The following is a 19977-nucleotide window of genomic DNA, read 5'->3' as shown; positions in this document are numbered from 1 at the left end:
TAAGGAGGAGTTTTTATGGTAGTTACATATAAGGAAGCTATAGATTGGATTCATTCACGACTTCGTTTAGGTATGAAGCCAGGACTAAAAAGAATGGAGTGGATGATGGAGCGTTTGGCTCATCCTGAACAACATATTAAAACAATTCATGTTGCTGGGACAAATGGTAAAGGTTCGACGGTATGTTATTTGCGAACAATTTTACAAGAGGCAAGCTACAACATAGGTACTTTTACATCACCTTACATTGAACAATTTAATGAACGTATTAGCATCAATGGTGTTCCAATTCATGATGAGGAAATCGTAAGTTTAGTTAATGAGATTAAACCGTTAGCAGAACAGTTAGAACATACTGAGTTAGGTTCGCCTACCGAATTTGAAGTAATCACTGCGATGGCATTAGTTTATTTTGCAAAAACAAAGCAAGTTGACCTCGTAATCTTTGAAACAGGCCTAGGAGGTAGGTTAGATTCTACGAATGTTATTGACCCATTGTTTTCCATTATTACGAACATCGGGTTTGATCATACTGCTATTCTTGGCGAGACAGTTGAAGAAATTGCATATGAAAAAAGTGGAATTATAAAGCCAGACTCACCAGTGATTACTTCGGTTGAACAGGAAGAAGCCTTACAAGTCATTTTAGCAAAAGCACAGTCTACAAATTCTCAAGTATATCAATATAACCTCGATTTTACTATTGCTAATTATCAATCAACAAAAAGCGGTGAATCATTCTCAATTAAGACTCCTTTTTTAACAATAAATGATCTCAACTCTAAGATGAAAGGTGCTCATCAAGTGAAAAATGCGGCTCTAGCAATTATGGCAGCCGTATATTTGAAAACACATTTTTCAATGACCATAGAAGAAGTCCATATTCGCGATGGAATAAAGGCCGCATTTTGGGCTGGTCGTTTTGAAACGCTAATGGCAGAACCGATGGTTATCATTGATGGTGCACATAACCCAGAGGGAGTTCAAGCCTTATGTAAAACGCTTAACGATCACTTTAACGATAAGAAGATACATATCATATTTTCTGCATTAGCAGATAAACACATTGGAGATATGCTTAACCCTTTAGCTGATATTGCTGAACGACTTACATGTACTTCGTTCGATTTTCCTAGGTCTTTATCAGCAAGAGAATTGTATGATCAATGTAGTAGAAGTAATAAGGATTACGAGGAAGATTGGAAAGTAGTTATAAATGAAAAGCTTAACTCCATCCCTAAAGATGACGTTCTTATTATCACAGGTTCACTATATTTTATATCAGAAGTACGATTACATATATTAGGATGTTTGTCGTAGTATTTTCATATTACATATGACTTTTGTCTGAAAATTTGGTAAAATATAGACGATAAAAGATTAAATATGAAATATGTGGTAGAGGAGGACGATATTTGAAATCTAAAAACATATTATGGGTATATTGGGCTATATATACACCTTTAGTTTTATACTTAGTATTTTCAAATACGAGTCCTTTATTATATGAGAATGCTCAGGATATTCTTTTATTTTTAATATTAATGATTATTGTTTGCTTTTTTCCTATTATTGTTAATGAAACGCCGATATTTTTTGGCCAAGCTGTGTTATTAGCTGTGTTTTTATCGTTTGGGTTATTTGTTGAGATGGTATTAATGCAGCTTTCTATCGTCGTACTTCTATTAAGGTTACGTATTAGCAAGAGCGAATTATATCGTTACCCATTAAATTCAATCATGTTCGTATCAATTTCTATCATAGGAGGCCTAGTATATTATAGCCTAGGAGGCGCTCATGGTGCTGAAATAGTCAATTTAACTCAGTCAGCCATACCAATAATAGGTTATTTGGTAACTATTTTTATTTCAAACCAACTGTTTTTAGCAATAATTGATTATGTAAAATTCAAAAGAAAAATGAAAAAGTCACTGTTAAGTCGAGACATGCTATGGGAAGTTATAACCACTTGTATTCTTATCCCTTTTGGACTTATTTTATTTTTATTATATGAACAACTAGGTATCCATGCATTAATTTATACAGGCTTACCATTTATATGTATCGTAACTATGATTCAACTCTATAATTCAAGTCGAAAAGTCAATGATTATTTACAACGTGCTAGTGAAATAGGTCATCAACTGGCAGAACAGCTAAAAGTAAAACAAGTAATAGATTTATTTTTAGAGAAGCTCACCATGATGTTTCCTGTAGATTTAGCATATATTTTAGATGTGGTAAATGATGATACTCTCTATTTAATTAGGTATTTTGAATGTTCTGAGGAAAAAAAGCTCACAATCCCTCCATTACAAAAATATGAAGGGATTGCTGGAGAGGTTTGGGCTTCTAAGAAACCAGTTATCTATCATTCTCGTAACAGTTGGAAATCGGTTATGAATGGCTGTTTACCACCAACGGTAGAAAGTGTTATGGCTGTCCCTGTTGTGCGAAACCAAACTGTTGTTTCTGTCATTGTTTTAGCCTCCCATAAGAAGCGGGCATATAAAAAATATCAGTTAATGCTAGTAGATTTATTAGGATCTTATTTGGCTGTAGCGATTGAAAATGCGCGTCATTACGAAGAAGCTAAGCATAAAAGTGAACATGATGGTTTAACAAAAATATATAACTATCAATATTTTGAAGTCTTATTAAGTCAAGAAATGGATGTATTATCAAAAAAAGATTGGTACAAATCGCTATCCATCATCTTAATTGATATAGACCATTTTAAAGCGGTGAACGATACTTATGGTCATCAAAGCGGAAATGAAATTCTTCGTGATACTGCTATGCTGTTAACAGAGATTGTAGGGAATGAAGGAACTGTTGCACGCTATGGAGGAGAAGAATTCATTATTCTATTACCTCTCTACGACCGTCAATCAGCGTTTTCTTTGGCGGAGGACATTCGGAAAAAGATCGCATCAAGACCATTTTATATTACTGGGAATTTATCTGATAAGAAAGTCCAACAAGTTAAAATTACTGCAAGTATAGGAATTGCTACCTCTCCTTACGATGGAGAAAATCCAATAGAGCTCATTCGTACAGCTGATAGAGCGATGTATACAGGAGCGAAGCAAGCAGGAAGAAATAAAGTAGCCGTGCTTGCACAATAATTTTCATTATAAAGGAAAATTCCATAATCGATTACTTTGTTGATTGGTGTTTATTTTAAAAATAGTAATCCTGATATTATTTCATCTATCAAATGAAGATAGTAATAAAAAAACTAGTTGTTGTACTCAGGTTTATCGGAAAATAACAACAAAGTAAACATAGAGAACCCTCCAGCCACTGTAATTAATGAGTTGTAGCTTAGCATATGAGTTCAGAAGAAACTGGTCAAAATATATGTAGATGGAGCTAATCATATGGTATATGTGTATCTATATATTTTTTTATTATCACTAATTCTCGGCTCTTTTTTCAATGTTATTGGCCTACGTGTTCCAAAGGGGGAGTCGATTGTTGCTCCTCGCTCTGCTTGTCTTAACTGCAAGAGACAGCTTACATCACTTGAGCTTATCCCTGTCTTCTCATTTATCATTCAAGGAGGGAAATGTCGTAAATGTAAATCACCTATTTCCCCTCTTTACCCTTTTGTTGAATTAATGACTGCAATTCTTATAACAATTTCCCCATTGATATTAGGTTGGTCGATGGAATTATTAGTTTGTTGGACAATGATTTCGATGTTGATGATCCTCTTTGTTTCAGATATTACTTTCATGCTAATACCAAACAAAGTCTTGTTATTTTTCACAGTTGTGTTTGTGATTGAACGCATTTTCCTTCCGTTAACACCGTGGTGGGATGCCATCATAGGCGCGCTTATTGCGTTTTGTTTACTAAGCCTTATTTCAATAATAAGCAGAGGAGGAATAGGTGGTGGAGATATTAAACTGTTTAGTCTTCTAGGGGTCGTCCTTGGCTCTAAAGGGGTGTTGTTAGCATTTTTTTGTTCAACATTATTTGGTGCTTTGTATGGGTTATTGGGGATGTTGTTAAGCAGGCTAAATCGGAAAATTCCCATTCCATTTGTCCCGTTTATTTTGCTTGGAACAATCATTAGTTATTATTTTAGTGAAATAATAATATCGTGGTATGTTAACAAGATGATTGTTATTTAATATTTATGCTCCTTTCGTGATCTTTGTTGCTATGGTTATCATGGTTTTAGAATGTAAGTCATCATTATAAAGAAGAAAGGATGCCCCGAATTCTAGTTGTGTACGTGTTAATTCCTAAATACGAAAAACAACAATCAATGTGAAAACGGGCAATATTAAATTAGAGCCAAAAAAGCAACTAAGAAATTTGACGAAAACCTTTAATATTAAGACGACAAAAGTCTTGTGTTTTTTTTGAAGCCCTATGCTACCATTGGAGCAAGCTAAGAAATGTGACACTAGGTGGTGAAAGTGTGGACGAGCAAAAAGAACAGATATCAATTAAAATTAACGGAAAAGAGCAAAATGGGGTTCAAAGAAAAAAAAAGAACCTGTCTGTCGGGAAGAAACAAGTAGCTACAACAAAAGATCAAGGTGAAGAGGAATTTTTGTGGGTATTACCTGATAAACAACAAAACAATATTGAGCATAAAGATATAGTGTCAATCGAAGACTTGCGTCATAAAGGAAATAGCGATACATCGAGGCGTAAATTAAGATTCCCTAAAATAAACCATAAATTTCCGTATTCATCAAAAAACTTTTTGATGTCCATACTATTGGCAATTGTCATTGGAATTGGGTTAGGCTTATTAATGTTACAATTAATTTCTGACGAGCAGCCAAAACAGGCACTAGAAGAAAATATGCCGTTGGAAGACTCAGTTGATTTATCAGATGCTACCAATTCGAACCAGGCTTCTAGTACTACTCAAATAGATATTTTTGAACCTCTCGTTGTACAAGTTGTTCAAGGAGGAGCTTTTTCTCAAGAATCTTCTGGACAGGAATATCAACAGCAATTATCAAGTAATGGAATCCCATCGATCCTAATAAAAAGCGCGGGCAATTATTCTTTGTTTATTGGGCTTAGCAATACACAGGCATCTATTGACTCTCTTAGTCAACTTTTTACTGATAGAGGATTAGAGACGTATAACAAGCAATTTGTCATTGAGGGTGGAACAATTACTACTAGTAATGATGAAGAAAAGAATTATATTGGACTAAGCAGACAGTTTTATGAAAGTCTTATTGAGTCATCAGCTATATTACTTTCTGGAAAGTCATTAAATGAAGAAGTGTGGAATAGTTTAGAGCAAAACTATTTGATGATTTCTCAGCTAGATTTGAATACATTGTCAACCTTAATACAGCAGCATGCTAAGGAACTAACCACAGCAGTTCAACAACTGAAAACCTATAGGCAAAACGGTGACCGTACATCCATAATGAATAGTCAGCAAGCTTTACTGAATATTCTCGTATTATACGATGAGATGATTGTGAAAAGCAGCAATTAATGCGAAAGCAGTCATCATAAAAAATAAAGTTCATATGGCTGTTAGCTAAAAGGGAATTGAGCAAAGGTCAATTACCCTTTTCAGATTTCCATCCTATGTGCTTTGTTTTCTCACTTTTGAATTTTAGGTTTTATGCTTCAGTTTATTACTTACAATTGTTTTATTATTTTTCATTCTAGCTGATAAGAGGCATATTTTTATTTTTACAAGGTCCGTTTATATGTATAAAGTAAGTGTACTTTGACTTCATGGTCCGGTATGAGCCTTCATTGCATTTCTCCTTAAGTGTTAAATCTTTATATTTATATGGAACGTTGATCGTTCACTTCCAATGATTCATAGGCAATGAGTCTACTGATTGTTGAATATATACCCTTTTTTGGACAACATTGCTCTCTAAAAGGACAAACCACACAATCCTTTGTACAGCTGCATATACTTTATATAGTTGTATATGACCATCTTGCGACCCTTTCTATTATCTATTTCCTACCTAAAAAACTGTGGAGATTAATTTCTATACTAATTAAGGAAATCCTAATTTAGTTGTCAACAGCTTTTGAAGCCACGGGCATTATTTATTCTACTTAAGATTAACTTTGTATTTCAGTGTTTAAAGTATGCTCATTTACATAATCTAAACTTGAATAAAGCACGGTGTTCAAGTTTACTAGAAAAAACACGTAGTAATTAAGAGCAGCTGAGTCGTTTTTCCTTTAATAATGATTCTAATCAAGTGATTTTTTACTGTTTTAGAGCAATTTAGTGTAATAAATAAGGGTAAATAATAAATATGATCTAAAATATACTAATATGAATTGTTAATGAGCCAATAATTTGTTACGATACTGTTGTATCTTCCAAACTGTACGAAATAAAATAAAGGGTGATAGTATGAATAACCTCATTTTAGCCTCTGGATCTCCTCGTAGAAAAGAACTTTTAGAAAACCTTCGCATACCATTTACTGTCTCTGTAAGTAATATTGAAGAAATTATTGATGCTCATTTACCACCTGAAGATGTCGTCATGTCACTTGCATACCAAAAAGCAAAGAATATCTCAAACTACAATCCAAATTCATATGTAATTGGGGCTGACACAATTGTTATAAGTAACGGTGAGTTATTAGGCAAACCACAAAATAGAGATGATGCGTTTAATACATTAACAAAACTATCTGGTTCCAAGCATCAAGTGCTAACAGGAGTAGCACTCATTTCTCCTCAATTGGAAAAGACGTTTTTTGAATCCACAGAGGTAACCTTTTGGGAATTAACTGAACAAGAAATGACTGAGTATATTGATAGTGGTGAACCATTTGATAAAGCAGGATCCTACGGTATACAGGGATTAGGTGCACTATTAGTAAAAGAGCTTAAAGGTGATTACTTTTCAGTTGTAGGTTTACCGGTAGCTAGAACTGTTCGCGAGCTAAAAAAAATCGGCTATTACCCAAAGATAACTAAATAATAATGCGTATTCTATACTAAGGGGGGGAAATATGAATGTAAGCGAAGTGATGATACGTGACTTCCCAAAAGACGAGCGCCCTAGAGAACGACTTATCACTGAAGGACCAAATTGTCTCTCTAATCATGAACTGCTAGCAATCATTTTAAGAACTGGAACGAAAAATGAATCTGTTCTTCAATTATCGAATCGGCTATTAACACACTTTGAAGGACTTCGTTTATTAAAGGACGCTTCTATAGAAGAAATTACAGAAATTAAAGGAATCGGTGTCGCAAAGGCTGTACAAATTATGGCTTCTGTGGAATTAGGCATGCGTATTGGAAGACTGCAATTTGAAGAAAGGTATGTCATTAAATCACCTAAGGACGCTGCAAGTTACGTCATGGATGACATGCGTTTTCTTACACAAGAGCATTTTGTCGTTTTATATTTAAACACTAAAAATCAAGTGATGCATAGGCAAACAGTTTTCATTGGTAGCTTAAATGCATCAATTGTCCATCCTAGAGAAGTGTTTAAAGAAGCTTTTCGCCGTTCAGCAGCTTCAATCATTTGTTCACATAATCATCCGTCCGGAGACCCGGCACCTAGTCGTGAGGATATTGAAGTAACTAAGCGACTATCAGAGTGTAGTAAGATTATAGGAATCGACTTATTAGACCATATTATAATAGGTGATAATAAATTCGTAAGCTTAAAGGAAAAAGGATATTTGTAGCACTGTTATTTTAATCGGTGGTACGATATAATATTATTTATGAGTTTTTTACTAACTCTTTTTCGTAAACTTTGTAAATAATGTTATCAAATTAGATCAACTAGTGACTATTCTACTTGATGGTCATCTCATGAAATAAGAGAAGATGGCACTTACTCTAGTTGTATATTTATTAATATGAAAACAGCAAGTTTTTTGCTGAAAGTGGCTATACAAATCACTTTTAAATGGACAAGCAAAAGTTTACTACAATAATTATATGTATTTCGTAGCAGAAAGGAAGATACAATTAATGTTTGGCATTGGTACTAGAGACCTTGGAATAGATTTAGGAACAGCAAATACAGTTGTGTATGTAAAAGGAAAAGGTATACTCGTGAGGGAACCTTCAGTAGTGGCTTTTCAAAAAGACTCTAAGCAAATAGTGGCTGTTGGTAATGAAGCTAAAAATATGATTGGACGTACACCTGGAAATGTTGTGGCAAGACGCCCGATGAAGGATGGGGTTATTGCAGATTATGAAACAACAGCAACGATGATGAAATATTATATTAAGCAAGCATTGAAAAATAAAAGTGTTTTTGCGCGTAAACCGAATGTTATGGTATGTATACCTTCTGGTGTAACTGCAGTTGAAAAGCGGGCTGTTAAGGATGCTACAAAGCAGGCTGGTGCCCGTGAAGCATACACGATTGAAGAGCCATTTGCAGCAGCTATCGGTGCAAATTTACCGGTGTGGGAGCCTACTGGTAGCATGGTTGTCGATATTGGTGGAGGTACGACGGAGGTTGCGATAATTTCTTTAGGAGGGATTGTTACTAAGCAATCCATACGTGTTGCTGGTGATGAGATGGATGAAGCGATCATTCAATATATTCGTAAATCGTTTAACTTATTAATTGGTGAGCGTACCGCAGAATTAATAAAAGTAGAGATTGGATCAGCAAGTATATCAGATGATGTCGAAGGCATGGAAATAAGAGGTCGTGACTTAGTTACAGGGTTGCCAAAAACGATAGAAATTTCTGCAGACGAAATCACTCAAGCAATGCGTGATACAGTATTTTCTATTGTAGAATCAGTAAAGAATACGTTGGAAAATACGCCTCCTGAATTAGCCGCAGATATTATGGATAGAGGAATTGTTTTGACTGGTGGAGGCGCGTTGTTAAGAAATTTAGATAAGGTTATTAGTGAAGAAACGAAAATGCCAGTTCTTATTGCAGAAAATCCACTTGATTGTGTTGCAATAGGTACTGGAAAAGCATTAGATCACATTCATTTATTCAAAAACCAAGTTAATGACTAATATGATTAACTTAAGAGGGTGCAAATCATGCCACAATTCTTCTTAAATAAACGATTAATAATATTATTAATATGTGTAATTATTTTAGTGGCATTGATTGGGTTTTCATTAAGAGACCGTGAGCAGGTAACATGGCCAGAACAGTTTATCAAAGACACCGTTGGTTGGGTACAATCCATCGTTCATCAGCCCGCACAATATGTTGCGGGCTTCTTTGAAAATGTGAATGACTTAAAAAATACATACGAAGAGAACAAAATGTTAAAGGCCAGGCTGGAAGAATACGTTGCGTTAAAAGACAAGTATCAAATTCTTGAACAAGATTATGAAGAGCTTAGTGCTATATTAGAAAAAACAACAAGTCTTACAGATTATACTCCAATTCAAGCGACGGTTATTGGTAGAAATCCTGATCAATGGTATCAGAATATATATATAAATAAAGGTGAAAAACACGGTGTGAAAGTCGATATGGCAGTCATTACCTCAAAAGGCTTAATAGGAAAAGTGAAGCAGACTTCACAATTTAAATCAACCATTCAACTGTTAAGTGATACGAATCAAAATAGAATAAATCGGGTTGCTGCAGTTGTTCTAGGTGAGGATGAAGAAAGCAATGTAGATGGTGTTATTGAAGGCTATGATGATGAACGTGAGGCACTATTATTAAAACTTAAGAAAGCTACGAATATCGAAGTGAAGGTGGACCAAGACGTCATTACATCTGGGTTAGGTGGCGTTTTTCCTAGTGGGTTGCCAATCGGTAAAGTAATAGATGTAGTGCCAGATGAATCTGGGTTATTACAATTAGCGTATGTTAAACCAGAAGCGAATTTTTCAGCAATCGATCACGTCATCGTACTAGAACGGACTATGACACCAGTAGATATCGAGGGGGAAGAATAATGCGACGTTTTTACCTTCCTCTTTTCGCTACTTTCTTATTTATTGCTGAAAGTACGATCATAGACATATTTCCACCTGAACGGTTTTTTAAAGATTTCATTTATGTTCCAAGGTTTTCGTTAATTATGTTTATCTTTATTACAGTTTATCGTGATAAATTAATCGGTATTATATATGCAGCAATATTTGGATTGTTATATGATGTAGTATATACAGAAGTGATTGGAATATATATGTTTTCGTATCCTGTTGCTGCATATTTAGTTTTTAAGCTTATGAAGTTTCTCCAATCTAATTTAGTTATTGTATCAGTTATATGTCTTTTTATGATTTCTTTCATAGAATATTATGTATATGGACTATATGCACTAATTACAAGTACACAAATGTCAATAAATGATTTTAGTATGAATCGATTATATCCGACTATCGTGTTAAATAGTATATTTCTAGTTATTTTTTCTTATCCTTTAAAAAGACACTTAACAAAAGTGTCAGAAGATGGTAGAAAGGGCTAGCCTTAGCTAAATACATATGTTAATTAACTGATTTTTTGACAATCATCTTAGAGGAAATATTCAACCTTTGTCGAAATATATATTCATTGAGGTGAACGACGTGAATAAGCATAAACAACAATTGGTTACGATAAAAGGAACGAAAGAAGGATTGACGTTACATCTCGATGATACATGCTCATTCCAAAGCTTGTTACAAGAGCTAGAAGAAAAGCTATCGCTAACATTTCAAGGGGATGAGGAAGGTCCTTTCATAGCTGTTCATTTGCAGATTGGTAATCGTTTTCTAACAAATGAACAAGAAGAACAAATTCGTGTGCTCATTCGTTCAAAGAAGCAACTTGTTGTAGATTCAATAGAGGGGAATGTAATTTCCAAAGAGGAAGCATTAACGTGGAAACGAGAAACAGAGGTTGTTCCTGTATGTAAAATAATACGTTCAGGACAAGTATTGCATGTACAAGGTGATTTACTACTTATTGGTGACGTGAATCCGGGTGGGAAGGTTGTAGCTGGCGGTAATATTTTTGTTTTAGGTGCTCTGCGTGGAGTTGCCCATGCGGGTGCGAATAACGATAAACAATCCGTAATTGCTGCATCAGTAATGAAACCTTCACAATTGAAAATCTGTAATATTATTAGCCGAGCACCGGAATATGATGATGATAGTTCACATGGTATGGAATGTGCTTATATAAATGATGATAACAAAATAATAGTAGATCGTTTACAACTGCTAACTCATATTAGACCTATATTAACGCGGTTGGAAAGGGGAATGTGACAGTGGGAGATGCTATAGTCATAACATCAGGAAAAGGTGGAGTAGGCAAAACAACAACATCTGCTAATCTAGGAACCGCTTTAGCGCTAGCAGGAAAACGTGTGTGTTTAGTAGATACAGATATTGGCCTTAGAAATTTAGATGTCGTAATGGGTCTAGAAAATCGAATTATATTTGATTTAGTAGATGTAGTAGAAGGTCGTTGTACAAAGATTAATCAAGCCTTAGTAAAAGATAAGCGGTTTGATGATAATTTATACTTACTTCCTGCAGCACAAACAAGTGATAAAACGGCTGTAACCCCTGATCAAATGAAAAAACTAGTTTCCGAAATTAGACAGGATTTTGATTATGTACTTATCGATTGCCCCGCAGGGATCGAACAAGGATACAGAAATGCTGTCGCGGGAGCGAATAAGGCAATTGTCGTAACAACACCAGAGAAATCAGCTGTTCGAGATGCGGATCGTATTATAGGTTTACTTGAAAAAGAAGAGGACATAGAACCACCAAAACTAATAATTAATAGAATACGTAATAAAATGGTAAAAGACGGGGATATGCTAGACGTGGATGATGTTGTAGCTCATCTTTCAATTGATTTGATCGGTATCGTAGCAGACGATGATGAGGTAATTAAAGCATCCAACGAAGGTGAGCCGATTGCTATGAATCCAAAGAATATAGCTGGTGTTGCTTATAGAAATATTGCACGAAGGGTGTTAGGCGAATCTGTTCCTCTCCAATCTTTAGACATTGGGGAGAAGGGTATGTTTTCAAAAATTAAAAAATTCTTTGGCGTGAAAGTATAAATAGGATAGAGCAGGTTTGTATCATTTCTCAATCAAGTATATATAATATGGCTTCTGATTAGTTTCCTATTAATCAGAGGTCTTTTTCTTATGGGTCTTTTCATAAATTTAGTTGCTACTAACTTTGAATAAACAATCGATCCAAAAACACCAGTCTTATTATGGAAGTTTAGCAATCTCTCGATTATATGATTTGTTGTATAGTGATTATATATATTTAGGCTCTTTTCAAAAAATTGTAACTGCATTTCAAAATTTGAAGTGATTAGGCTGTTTTATATGAACTTGATAATCATTAGAAAAGAGAACATGCAGTAACGGTTGTGTCATTCGTGTTTAGCTCCTAGTTTGAAAAATAACAATTAATAAAAAAATCCTTTAGTTTCTAACATTGTAGCCGACCACTTCTATCTGTGTAGTATTTTTAAATGAGGTTGAATAGAAGACACACGATCCAAATAAATAAATAAATATAGTTACAACGACTTTTTTCACCATCTCCTAATGGATTTTTTGTTCTAATCAATCCGGACAAGTCATAAAATGGTACAAACAATTGATTAAAGAGATCGTTCAAAAAGTTTGGGATGAAGGACTGTAGAATTAACTTGAACAGGGTGTTCTTAATCCGTATGCTCCATAGAACATTGCGGGTTTATGTGGGGATCCAATACATTTGCTGTAGTGTAAATGGCATTACGGATGCCTCGATGCTTCCGAGATTTGTTTCAGAGAAGTTAATTCCTTGATACGAAGCAGCAGAATTTTTTCTCAGTGCAGTAGTTTCATTCCGGTGCTCGTAGCTAAGCCGTCTTGTTATTCTTCGCTCTTTTTGAACATGCTCTTAAAGGGGAATGGTGTGAGATAAATGGGACATCATCGTGCTGATGAAATTAGAAAACGTATTGCAAAAAGAAAAAAAGATAGAGGGATACGCCCACCTCGCGATCAACCCTCAACGGAAATGTTTCGTGATGAACATCATAAAGTACCAATGCCCAACTCTTCATTTCAAAATGAATCTAATGATATTCATCCACTATTTCAAAAAGAAAAATTTATGTTTAAAGTATTATTTTCTATATGTCTAGTGTTAATTGTAGCAATTATGTTTAAAAACGAATCAGATACATTTAAATCGGGTAGGGATTTTGTTACCCGAACATTTCAGCAAGAATTTCAATTTGCTTCTGTCTCAGCATGGTATGAAGATATATTCGGAAAACCGATTGCTCTCCTTCCTGAACGCAATATTGCAGGAGAGGATAAAACTGAATTTTCCGATTTTGAGTATGCAGTCCCTGCATCAGGAAAAGTACTACAAGGTTTTGAGACGGATGGACAGGGTATTGTTATTGAGACAGTAAGCAAAACAGAAGTTGAGTCGATGGACGATGGGTGGGTATCCTTCGCTGGAAAGAAGGAAGGTCTTGGTAAAACAGTGATCGTACAACATGCAAATAAAACAGAAACGTGGTATGGAAATTTGCAGTCAATCTCAACTGAAATGTTTAAATTTATTGAAAAAGGTGAAGTGATTGGTGATGTGATGGAAGATAGTGATCAAACAAAGGGAACATATTATTTTGCAATTAAAAAAGGTACCGAATTTATTGATCCGATACAGGTGATCTCATTTGAATAACATTATTGTATTGTTATCAAAAGTATACATTCACCCATTGCTTTGGTTTTTGATAGGGATCGGCATTATAACCGGACATGTAAGGGAACTTATCATGCTCTTTCTTATCGTTTTTGTTCACGAAATGGGTCATGTGCTTGCGGCTCATTTTTTTTCATGGCGTATTAAACGCATTGCTTTGTTGCCTTTTGGTGGAGTAGCTGAGGTAGATGAACATGGGAACCGACCAATAAAGCAAGAGTTAATTGTGATTTTAGCAGGACCACTTCAACATATATGGCTATTGGGAGTTGGCTATCTCCTATACACTACGTCGTTGTTGTCAGAAGACAGCTTTCAATTATTTGTAAATCAAAATTTAGTGATCTTGTCTTTAAATTTACTTCCTATTTGGCCGCTAGATGGGGGGAAATTATTATTTGTAATACTATCTTTAAAACAACCTTTTAGCAATGCACATAAGAGGACACTCTCCTGCTCGTTCATACTAATTCTTGTAATGGTCGTAATATTTCTAATTATCTATCCGTTTCAATTAAATCTATGGATGATCATTGGCTTCTTAGCTTACTCTCTCATTATTGAATGGCGCCAACGTCATTATGTGTTTATGAGATTTTTGCTAGAGAGATATTATGGCAAACAAGATTCTGTTCAGCAGTTAAAGTCTATAATTGTTGATGATGTAGAACAAATTCATCATGTTTTACTAAAGTTTCAAAGGGGTTATAAACATTCTATTATTGTTCAACGTGGAGAGAAGGAAAATGCTTCTCTAGATGAGAACGAATTATTACATGCGTATTTTTCTGAAAAGCTAGTGACACAACCAATTGGTGATTTGCTGTATGAGTACTAATTATAATTTATGGGAATTATTTTTGGCACGCTAGGCTTTTTAGCATCTAAAATCTTCTAACGATGTTCTCGTAACATTCTTTTTTTTTTGCCCAAATCATGTTTTAAATGTTTGTCATGGAATAAAGAAGAAAAGATCATCGTTTTAACCTGTAGTACTATAGCCTATTTTTAATAGCAAAAAAAGCGAAGATGATCATTGAAACTTTGTTGCTAATGAGATTAATTTAGAACAGCAATAACTAAATTTTATGCAATTGACCTCATTTTAAATGAGAAAAGATGCCACGAATCCTTAAGTTTATGCTTATTTTATTTCTTAGTATGAAGAGCAATAATCAATGCTAAAGGAGCCAAGATAGTCTTCATTCACTCTCTGGATTGGTCGGAGCTTGCACTTATCTTGTGTGTGGCGGTAAAATATAAAAATATCGATCGTTCACGAAATGAGGCATTGAATATTGGAAAAAAAAGTGATTATTAACGCAACGAGCTTACAAAAAAGAATGGCGATAGTTGAAGATAATAAGCTCGTTGAATATCATATTGAGCAACCTAATAATCATGAGGTTGTAGGGAATATCTACCTAGGTCGAGTTACTGATGTTCATCCTGGTATACAAGCAGCTTTTGTAGATTATGGAGCTGAGAAGAAAGGGTTTATACACCGAGATCAACTGTTAAGCTATCATTTGTCGCCTTTATCAGTAAAGGAAAAACAACAAAAATCGATATCAAGTTTTATCCATCAAGGTGAAACAATACTCGTCCAAGGAATTAAAGAAGAAATCGGTAATAAAGGTGCGAAGTTAAGCGGTATCATTGAGATACCTGGTCGTTACGTTATATATTTACCATTTGGTAATTATGTTGCAGTTTCGAAAAAAATTGATGATAATATAAAGCGAACTTATTTACAAAGCTTAGGTGAAGATTGGTGCGAAGAAAATGAAGGAGTTATTTTTAGAACAGCTTCTATAGAGATTGATGAAGAGGTTATCATTCAAGAGTTAATGTTTTTAAAGGAACGTTTTCAGCAACTTCAACGTAGACAGCAAATGGCTAAGGCACCTTATCTTTTACATCATGGTAATCATTTTGTTGATAAGATATTTAGAGAAATTCCTCAATCAACAATTAAAGAAGTCATCGTAGATGAACTGAACTATTATAAGGAAATAAAAACAAGATTTAACGGTAGTAAAAAAGAAGCTACACCAAGCGTTTCATTGTATACGAATAAAATAAATATTTTTTCTGCTTTCCATATAGACCATGAAATAGACAAATTGCTAAAAAAAATTGTTTGGTTAGATAATGGAGGGTATATCATTATTGAGCAAACAGAAGCATTAACAGTAATTGATGTGAATTCTGGTAAATATTTAGGGAAATCTGCGATTCGTGATACTATTGTACGTATAAATAAGTTAGCTGCAATAGAAATAGCAAGACAACTTCGATTACGTGATATCGGAGGAATTATTTTAATTGATTTTATTGATATGAAAACCGAAGAAGATAAAAGACAAGTTAGTCATGTACTTACAAAAGAAATGGCTAAAGATAGGACAAGAACTAACATCTTTGGATATACACGTTTAGGTATTCTAGAAATGTCACGTAAAAAAGTACGAGATAGTATACCAATACAATTAACAGCATCTTGTGAGAAATGTGATGGTATAGGTAGGGTGCTTTCAAATGAAGAAATTGCATATAAACTTGATCGTGAAATGATGGAATTTCGTCAAACAGATGTTGAAGCAATATGGATAGAGACAACAGAAAGCATTAAAAAGATATTTTGCGGTCATAATGATGAGCATCTTACTAGGTTAGAAACGATGTTACGGCTATCTATCTTTTTAACAACAACATCTAAGAAAACAGACGCATTTTATGAAATAAAGCAAATGGGTACATATGCAGATATTCTTGAAAAAGTAAATAAGTCGAAAGTAGAAAACACTTATTGACAGTAAACATTTTTCTATGCTATCATTTTATTTGTGTTTGTTTGTAGCACCGTGCTACAACCGCTCAGATCAGGTACATAAATAAGTGTTCGATGCTTTCGAAACGCCTGAATACTGGCGAGTCTTAGTTTATTAAGGAGGTGCAAGTATGTACGCAATTATTGAAACTGGTGGAAAACAACTTAAAGTTGAAGAAGGTCAAGAGCTTTATATTGAAAAGCTAAACGTGGCTGATGGTGAAACTGTTACTTTTGATAAGGTTTTATTCGTAGGTGGAGACAATGTTAAAGTTGGAAGTCCTACTGTAGCTGGTGCAACTGTAACAGCAAAAGTTGAAAAACATGGCCGTCAAAAGAAAATTGTCATTTTCAAATATAAACCTAAGAAAAACGTGCGTAAAAAGCAAGGTCATCGTCAACCTTATACAAAAATTGTTATTGAAAAAATCAACGCATAATCTAGGTGTACTATGATAAATGTTAAGATTGACCGCGCAAATGATGGGACGATACAATCATTTACGATGAGTGGTCATGCGTATCAAGCTGCGCATGGTAAAGATATTGTTTGTGCTGGTGCCTCAGCTGTTTCAATTGGTACTATTAATGCTATTTATGCATTAACAAATACCGAGCCAATCATTCAACAACAAGATGGCTACCTTTACTGTGAAGTACCATCTAACATTGACAAAGTTGTAGCTGATAAAATTCAGTTGTTGCTTGAAGGAATGCTCGTTTCTTTGAAATCCATTGAACAAGAGTATGGGGATTACATCAAAATTACTAAACAATAATAATTAAAATCAAATAGGAGGTGAATATCATGTTAAGATTAGACCTTCAATTTTTTGCATCTAAAAAAGGTGTAGGTAGTACAAAAAACGGACGTGATTCAATCTCGAAACGTTTAGGTGCTAAACGTGCTGATGGTCAAACAGTTACAGGTGGATCAATTTTATATCGTCAACGCGGTACAAAAATTTATCCAGGTGTCAACGTTGGCCGTGGCGGGGATGATACATTATACGCAAAAGTTGACGGCGTGGTACGTTTTGAACGGTTAGGTCGTGACCGCAAACAAGTTAGTGTGTACCCTGTTGCTCAAGAAGCGTAACATTTAAACAAACTCTAACCATTATGGTTAGAGTTTTCTTCATTTTTATATATTAACCACTATTTTGTGTCATTAGGAGTGGAAATATGAAAAAACAGTTGGATATCGTTGAGTTATTGCGACACTCGCGTCATGATTGGCTGAATAAGCTACAATTAATAAAAGGAAATATAGAACTAAATAACCTTGATAGAGTAAAAGAAATTATTGAAGAAATGGTGTTTGAAGCTGAGTATGAAGCCAAGCTTTCTAACTTAAAATTACCTTCCTTAGCAGCATATTTAATGACTTATAATTGGGAAAGCCATAAAGTATTCATTGAATATGAGGTGCTTGGGGAAGTCCAAGATTTATCAAAATACGATCGAAGTATGATAAATTGGACAAAAAGTTTGATAGAGCTTTTAGAAAATTCAGTTCACCCAAATGGAAATCACCATTTAAATATTTCAATCGATATACGTAACAACGATGTCCGTTTCTTTTTTGACTTTCGTGGCATAATATCAGAAACAGATAAAATAACTTTGTGGGTAAAAAATAACAATAGTGAAGAACAAATATCTATTACTGATTACGATTTACATACCACTGAAATGTCGCTAGAAGTATCTTTACTTTGATGTGACCTAAGATTTTTTGAATATATAGCTTTAGCGTCAATCTCCTCGCTTCTATTCGTCATACGATCTTGAAGGCAAAAAACGTCTTCATTGACTTTAGTGGATGTTGAGGATGATAAGGCGCATCCGCTTTTCTAAATGCTAGCTCCAGGTGCTTCTGCCCGAGATCGGGGTGTGCCCAGAAGGTAAATGACAACCTTTCGACTGAACGGTTATACATGTTGCCGATAGGCCAGCGCCTTGCGCTTTTCTTAATTACTAAGATCGGAGGAAGAGATATGTTTGTCGATCAAGTCAAAATATATGTTAAAGGTGGCGATGGTGGAAATGGAATGGTCGCCTTTCGACGTGAAAAATATGTACCAAAAGGCGGTCCAGCAGGTGGTGATGGAGGCAAAGGTGCTGACGTAATATTTCAGGTAGATGAGGGTCTAAGAACTTTGATGGATTTCCGCTACAAAAGACATTTTAAAGCATCCCGTGGAGAACACGGAATGTCAAAGAGTATGCACGGTAAAAACGCTGATTCACTAGTTGTTAAAGTGCCTCCAGGAACTGTTGTACTCGACGATGATACCAAAGAGGTATTAGCTGATTTAACAATCCATGAGCAAAGCGCTGTCATTGCGAAAGGTGGACGTGGTGGAAGAGGGAATATACGTTTTGCAACACCTGCCAATCCTGCACCAGAAATTGCTGAAAATGGTGAACCAGGTCAAGAACGCTATGTTACGATGGAGTTGAAAGTACTAGCTGATGTAGGATTAGTAGGTTTTCCAAGCGTTGGTAAGTCAACATTGCTTTCAACAGTTTCTGCAGCGAAGCCAAAAATAGCTGAATACCATTTCACAACGATTGTTCCAAATTTAGGTGTGGTAGAAACTGAAGATAGTCGTAGCTTTGTGATGGCAGATTTACCAGGGCTTATTGAAGGAGCACATCAAGGTGTTGGACTAGGTCATCAATTTTTACGTCACATTGAAAGAACAAAAGTAATTGTTCATGTTATAGATATGTCTGGTATGGAAGGCCGAGATCCATTTGATGATTATCAGGTCATTAATGAAGAATTACGTGAATATAACTTACGTTTAACAGAACGACCACAAATCATCGTTGCAAATAAAATGGATATGCCTGATGCAGAAGAAAACTTACAGCAGTTTAAAGACAAGCTTATGAGTGACGATGTGAAAATTTTTCCTGTATCTGCAGTAACAAGACAAGGCTTGCGTGACCTATTGTTTGAAATTGCTGATTTGGTTGAAAAAACACCAGAGTTTCTTTTATATGATGAAAGTGATGATCAAGAAGAAAGTCAAAGCGTTCTGTATAAACATATTAAAGAAACACCTAACTTCCAAATATCGCGTGAAAGTGATGGTTCGTTTGTAGTATATGGTAATAATGTAGAAAAATTATTTAAAATGACTGATTTCTCTAGAGATGAATCTGTACGACGTTTTTCTCGTCAGCTACGAGGTATGGGGATTGACGATGCACTACGCCAACAGGGAGCAAAGGATGGAGACCTTGTTAAGATACTTGAATTCGAGTTTGAATTTATAGATTAAATCTAAATAAATTATATGATCAATTTATAAATCTAACCGCTTTGAAACCTTTGAGGACTTTAGAAAAATATAAATTGAGGGGGGCTTGGGGCAAAGTGGGAGATAAGTTTTATTTAGTTCGAGAAGATGCACTGCCAGAGTCAATGAAAAAAGTACTCGAGGCGAAAGAACTAA

General features: G+C 34.9%; 19 protein-coding genes and 1 other annotated feature. All 19 genes read left to right on the top strand.

What is annotated here, in order from left to right; all coding sequences use genetic code 11:
• The first annotated feature begins 15 nt into the window (after positions 1 to 15).
• A complete protein-coding gene (locus tag JM172_RS07270) occupies positions 16 to 1320 on the top strand; it encodes a bifunctional folylpolyglutamate synthase/dihydrofolate synthase (RefSeq protein WP_214481481.1) in 1305 nt (434 codons plus the stop codon).
• Positions 1321 to 1415: 95 nt separating this feature from the next.
• The gene (locus tag JM172_RS07265) at positions 1416 to 3128 is read left to right on the top strand and encodes a sensor domain-containing diguanylate cyclase (RefSeq protein WP_214481479.1); all 1713 of its coding nucleotides are present in this window, start codon (positions 1416 to 1418) and stop codon (positions 3126 to 3128) included.
• A 255-nt stretch (positions 3129 to 3383) separates the two neighbouring features.
• The gene (locus JM172_RS07260) at positions 3384 to 4142 is read left to right on the top strand and encodes a prepilin peptidase (protein WP_214481477.1); all 759 of its coding nucleotides are present in this window, start codon (positions 3384 to 3386) and stop codon (positions 4140 to 4142) included.
• 293 nt (positions 4143 to 4435) lie between these two features.
• Positions 4436 to 5485 (top strand): hypothetical protein, encoded by a 1050-nt coding sequence (locus JM172_RS07255; protein WP_214481475.1) that lies wholly within the window; start codon positions 4436 to 4438, stop codon positions 5483 to 5485.
• A gap of 894 nt (positions 5486 to 6379) precedes the next feature.
• Positions 6380 to 6958, top strand: a complete 579-nt coding sequence (locus tag JM172_RS07250) for a Maf family protein (protein WP_214481473.1) — start codon at positions 6380 to 6382, stop codon at positions 6956 to 6958.
• A 31-nt stretch (positions 6959 to 6989) separates the two neighbouring features.
• Positions 6990 to 7679: a RadC family protein gene (gene radC / locus JM172_RS07245; protein ID WP_214481471.1), complete on the top strand. Its 690-nt coding sequence runs from the start codon at positions 6990 to 6992 to the stop codon at positions 7677 to 7679.
• A 292-nt stretch (positions 7680 to 7971) separates the two neighbouring features.
• Positions 7972 to 8988, top strand: coding sequence for a rod shape-determining protein (locus tag JM172_RS07240; RefSeq protein ID WP_214481470.1), 1017 nt, complete (start codon positions 7972 to 7974; stop codon positions 8986 to 8988).
• Positions 8989 to 9015: 27 nt separating this feature from the next.
• Complete coding sequence (mreC, locus tag JM172_RS07235; protein WP_214481468.1) at positions 9016 to 9894, top strand: rod shape-determining protein MreC; 879 nt, start codon at positions 9016 to 9018, stop codon at positions 9892 to 9894.
• Positions 9894 to 10412, top strand: a complete 519-nt coding sequence (gene mreD, locus JM172_RS07230) for a rod shape-determining protein MreD (RefSeq protein ID WP_214481466.1) — start codon at positions 9894 to 9896, stop codon at positions 10410 to 10412. Before mreC ends, mreD begins: the two co-directional genes overlap by 1 nt.
• A 91-nt stretch (positions 10413 to 10503) precedes the next feature.
• Positions 10504 to 11196, top strand: a complete 693-nt coding sequence (gene minC / locus JM172_RS07225) for a septum site-determining protein MinC (protein WP_320257142.1) — start codon at positions 10504 to 10506, stop codon at positions 11194 to 11196.
• Positions 11197 to 11198: 2 nt separating this feature from the next.
• The gene (gene minD, locus JM172_RS07220) at positions 11199 to 12008 is read left to right on the top strand and encodes a septum site-determining protein MinD (protein WP_214481463.1); all 810 of its coding nucleotides are present in this window, start codon (positions 11199 to 11201) and stop codon (positions 12006 to 12008) included.
• Positions 12009 to 12876: 868 nt separating this feature from the next.
• Positions 12877 to 13653 (top strand): M23 family metallopeptidase, encoded by a 777-nt coding sequence (locus JM172_RS07215; RefSeq protein ID WP_214481462.1) that lies wholly within the window; start codon positions 12877 to 12879, stop codon positions 13651 to 13653.
• Positions 13646 to 14512 (top strand): M50 family metallopeptidase, encoded by an 867-nt coding sequence (locus JM172_RS07210; protein WP_214481461.1) that lies wholly within the window; start codon positions 13646 to 13648, stop codon positions 14510 to 14512. Before JM172_RS07215 ends, JM172_RS07210 begins: the two co-directional genes overlap by 8 nt.
• 460 nt (positions 14513 to 14972) lie before the next feature.
• Positions 14973 to 16490, top strand: a complete 1518-nt coding sequence (locus JM172_RS07205) for an Rne/Rng family ribonuclease (protein WP_214481460.1) — start codon at positions 14973 to 14975, stop codon at positions 16488 to 16490.
• Between the two features lie 48 nt (positions 16491 to 16538).
• Positions 16539 to 16625 (top strand) — a sequence feature (ribosomal protein L21 leader region).
• A 13-nt stretch (positions 16626 to 16638) separates the two neighbouring features.
• A complete protein-coding gene (rplU, locus tag JM172_RS07200) occupies positions 16639 to 16947 on the top strand; it encodes a 50S ribosomal protein L21 (RefSeq protein WP_214481459.1) in 309 nt (102 codons plus the stop codon).
• 12 nt (positions 16948 to 16959) lie between these two features.
• The gene (locus tag JM172_RS07195) at positions 16960 to 17286 is read left to right on the top strand and encodes a ribosomal-processing cysteine protease Prp (RefSeq protein ID WP_214481458.1); all 327 of its coding nucleotides are present in this window, start codon (positions 16960 to 16962) and stop codon (positions 17284 to 17286) included.
• A 29-nt stretch (positions 17287 to 17315) separates the two neighbouring features.
• Positions 17316 to 17606, top strand: coding sequence for a 50S ribosomal protein L27 (gene rpmA / locus JM172_RS07190; protein ID WP_214481457.1), 291 nt, complete (start codon positions 17316 to 17318; stop codon positions 17604 to 17606).
• 86 nt (positions 17607 to 17692) lie between these two features.
• Positions 17693 to 18229, top strand: coding sequence for a Spo0B C-terminal domain-containing protein (locus tag JM172_RS07185; RefSeq protein ID WP_214481456.1), 537 nt, complete (start codon positions 17693 to 17695; stop codon positions 18227 to 18229).
• 278 nt (positions 18230 to 18507) lie between these two features.
• Positions 18508 to 19803, top strand: coding sequence for a GTPase ObgE (gene obgE, locus JM172_RS07180; protein ID WP_214481686.1), 1296 nt, complete (start codon positions 18508 to 18510; stop codon positions 19801 to 19803).
• The last annotated feature ends 174 nt before the right edge of the window (positions 19804 to 19977 follow it).

This window comes from Bacillus sp. SM2101 (assembly GCF_018588585.1).
GTDB lineage: Bacteria > Bacillota > Bacilli > Bacillales > SM2101 > Nanhaiella > Nanhaiella sioensis.
This window is presented reverse-complemented; position numbering and strand designations above follow the sequence as displayed.

Bases quoted from the DNA above. Each gene is read 5' to 3' on its own strand.
- JM172_RS07240 (WP_214481470.1), top strand. From the start codon at position 7,972: ATGTTTGGCATTGGTACTAGAGACCTTGGAATAGATTTAGGAACAGCA.
- rplU (WP_214481459.1), top strand. From the start codon at position 16,639: ATGTACGCAATTATTGAAACTGGTGGAAAACAACTTAAAGTTGAAGAA.
- rpmA (WP_214481457.1), top strand. From the start codon at position 17,316: ATGTTAAGATTAGACCTTCAATTTTTTGCATCTAAAAAAGGTGTAGGT.
- radC (WP_214481471.1), top strand. From the start codon at position 6,990: ATGAATGTAAGCGAAGTGATGATACGTGACTTCCCAAAAGACGAGCGC.
- JM172_RS07195 (WP_214481458.1), top strand. From the start codon at position 16,960: ATGATAAATGTTAAGATTGACCGCGCAAATGATGGGACGATACAATCA.
- JM172_RS07250 (WP_214481473.1), top strand. From the start codon at position 6,380: ATGAATAACCTCATTTTAGCCTCTGGATCTCCTCGTAGAAAAGAACTT.
- JM172_RS07270 (WP_214481481.1), top strand. From the start codon at position 16: ATGGTAGTTACATATAAGGAAGCTATAGATTGGATTCATTCACGACTT.
- JM172_RS07260 (WP_214481477.1), top strand. From the start codon at position 3,384: ATGGTATATGTGTATCTATATATTTTTTTATTATCACTAATTCTCGGC.
- JM172_RS07185 (WP_214481456.1), top strand. From the start codon at position 17,693: ATGAAAAAACAGTTGGATATCGTTGAGTTATTGCGACACTCGCGTCAT.
- JM172_RS07215 (WP_214481462.1), top strand. From the start codon at position 12,877: ATGGGACATCATCGTGCTGATGAAATTAGAAAACGTATTGCAAAAAGA.
- mreC (WP_214481468.1), top strand. From the start codon at position 9,016: ATGCCACAATTCTTCTTAAATAAACGATTAATAATATTATTAATATGT.
- obgE (WP_214481686.1), top strand. From the start codon at position 18,508: ATGTTTGTCGATCAAGTCAAAATATATGTTAAAGGTGGCGATGGTGGA.
- mreD (WP_214481466.1), top strand. From the start codon at position 9,894: ATGCGACGTTTTTACCTTCCTCTTTTCGCTACTTTCTTATTTATTGCT.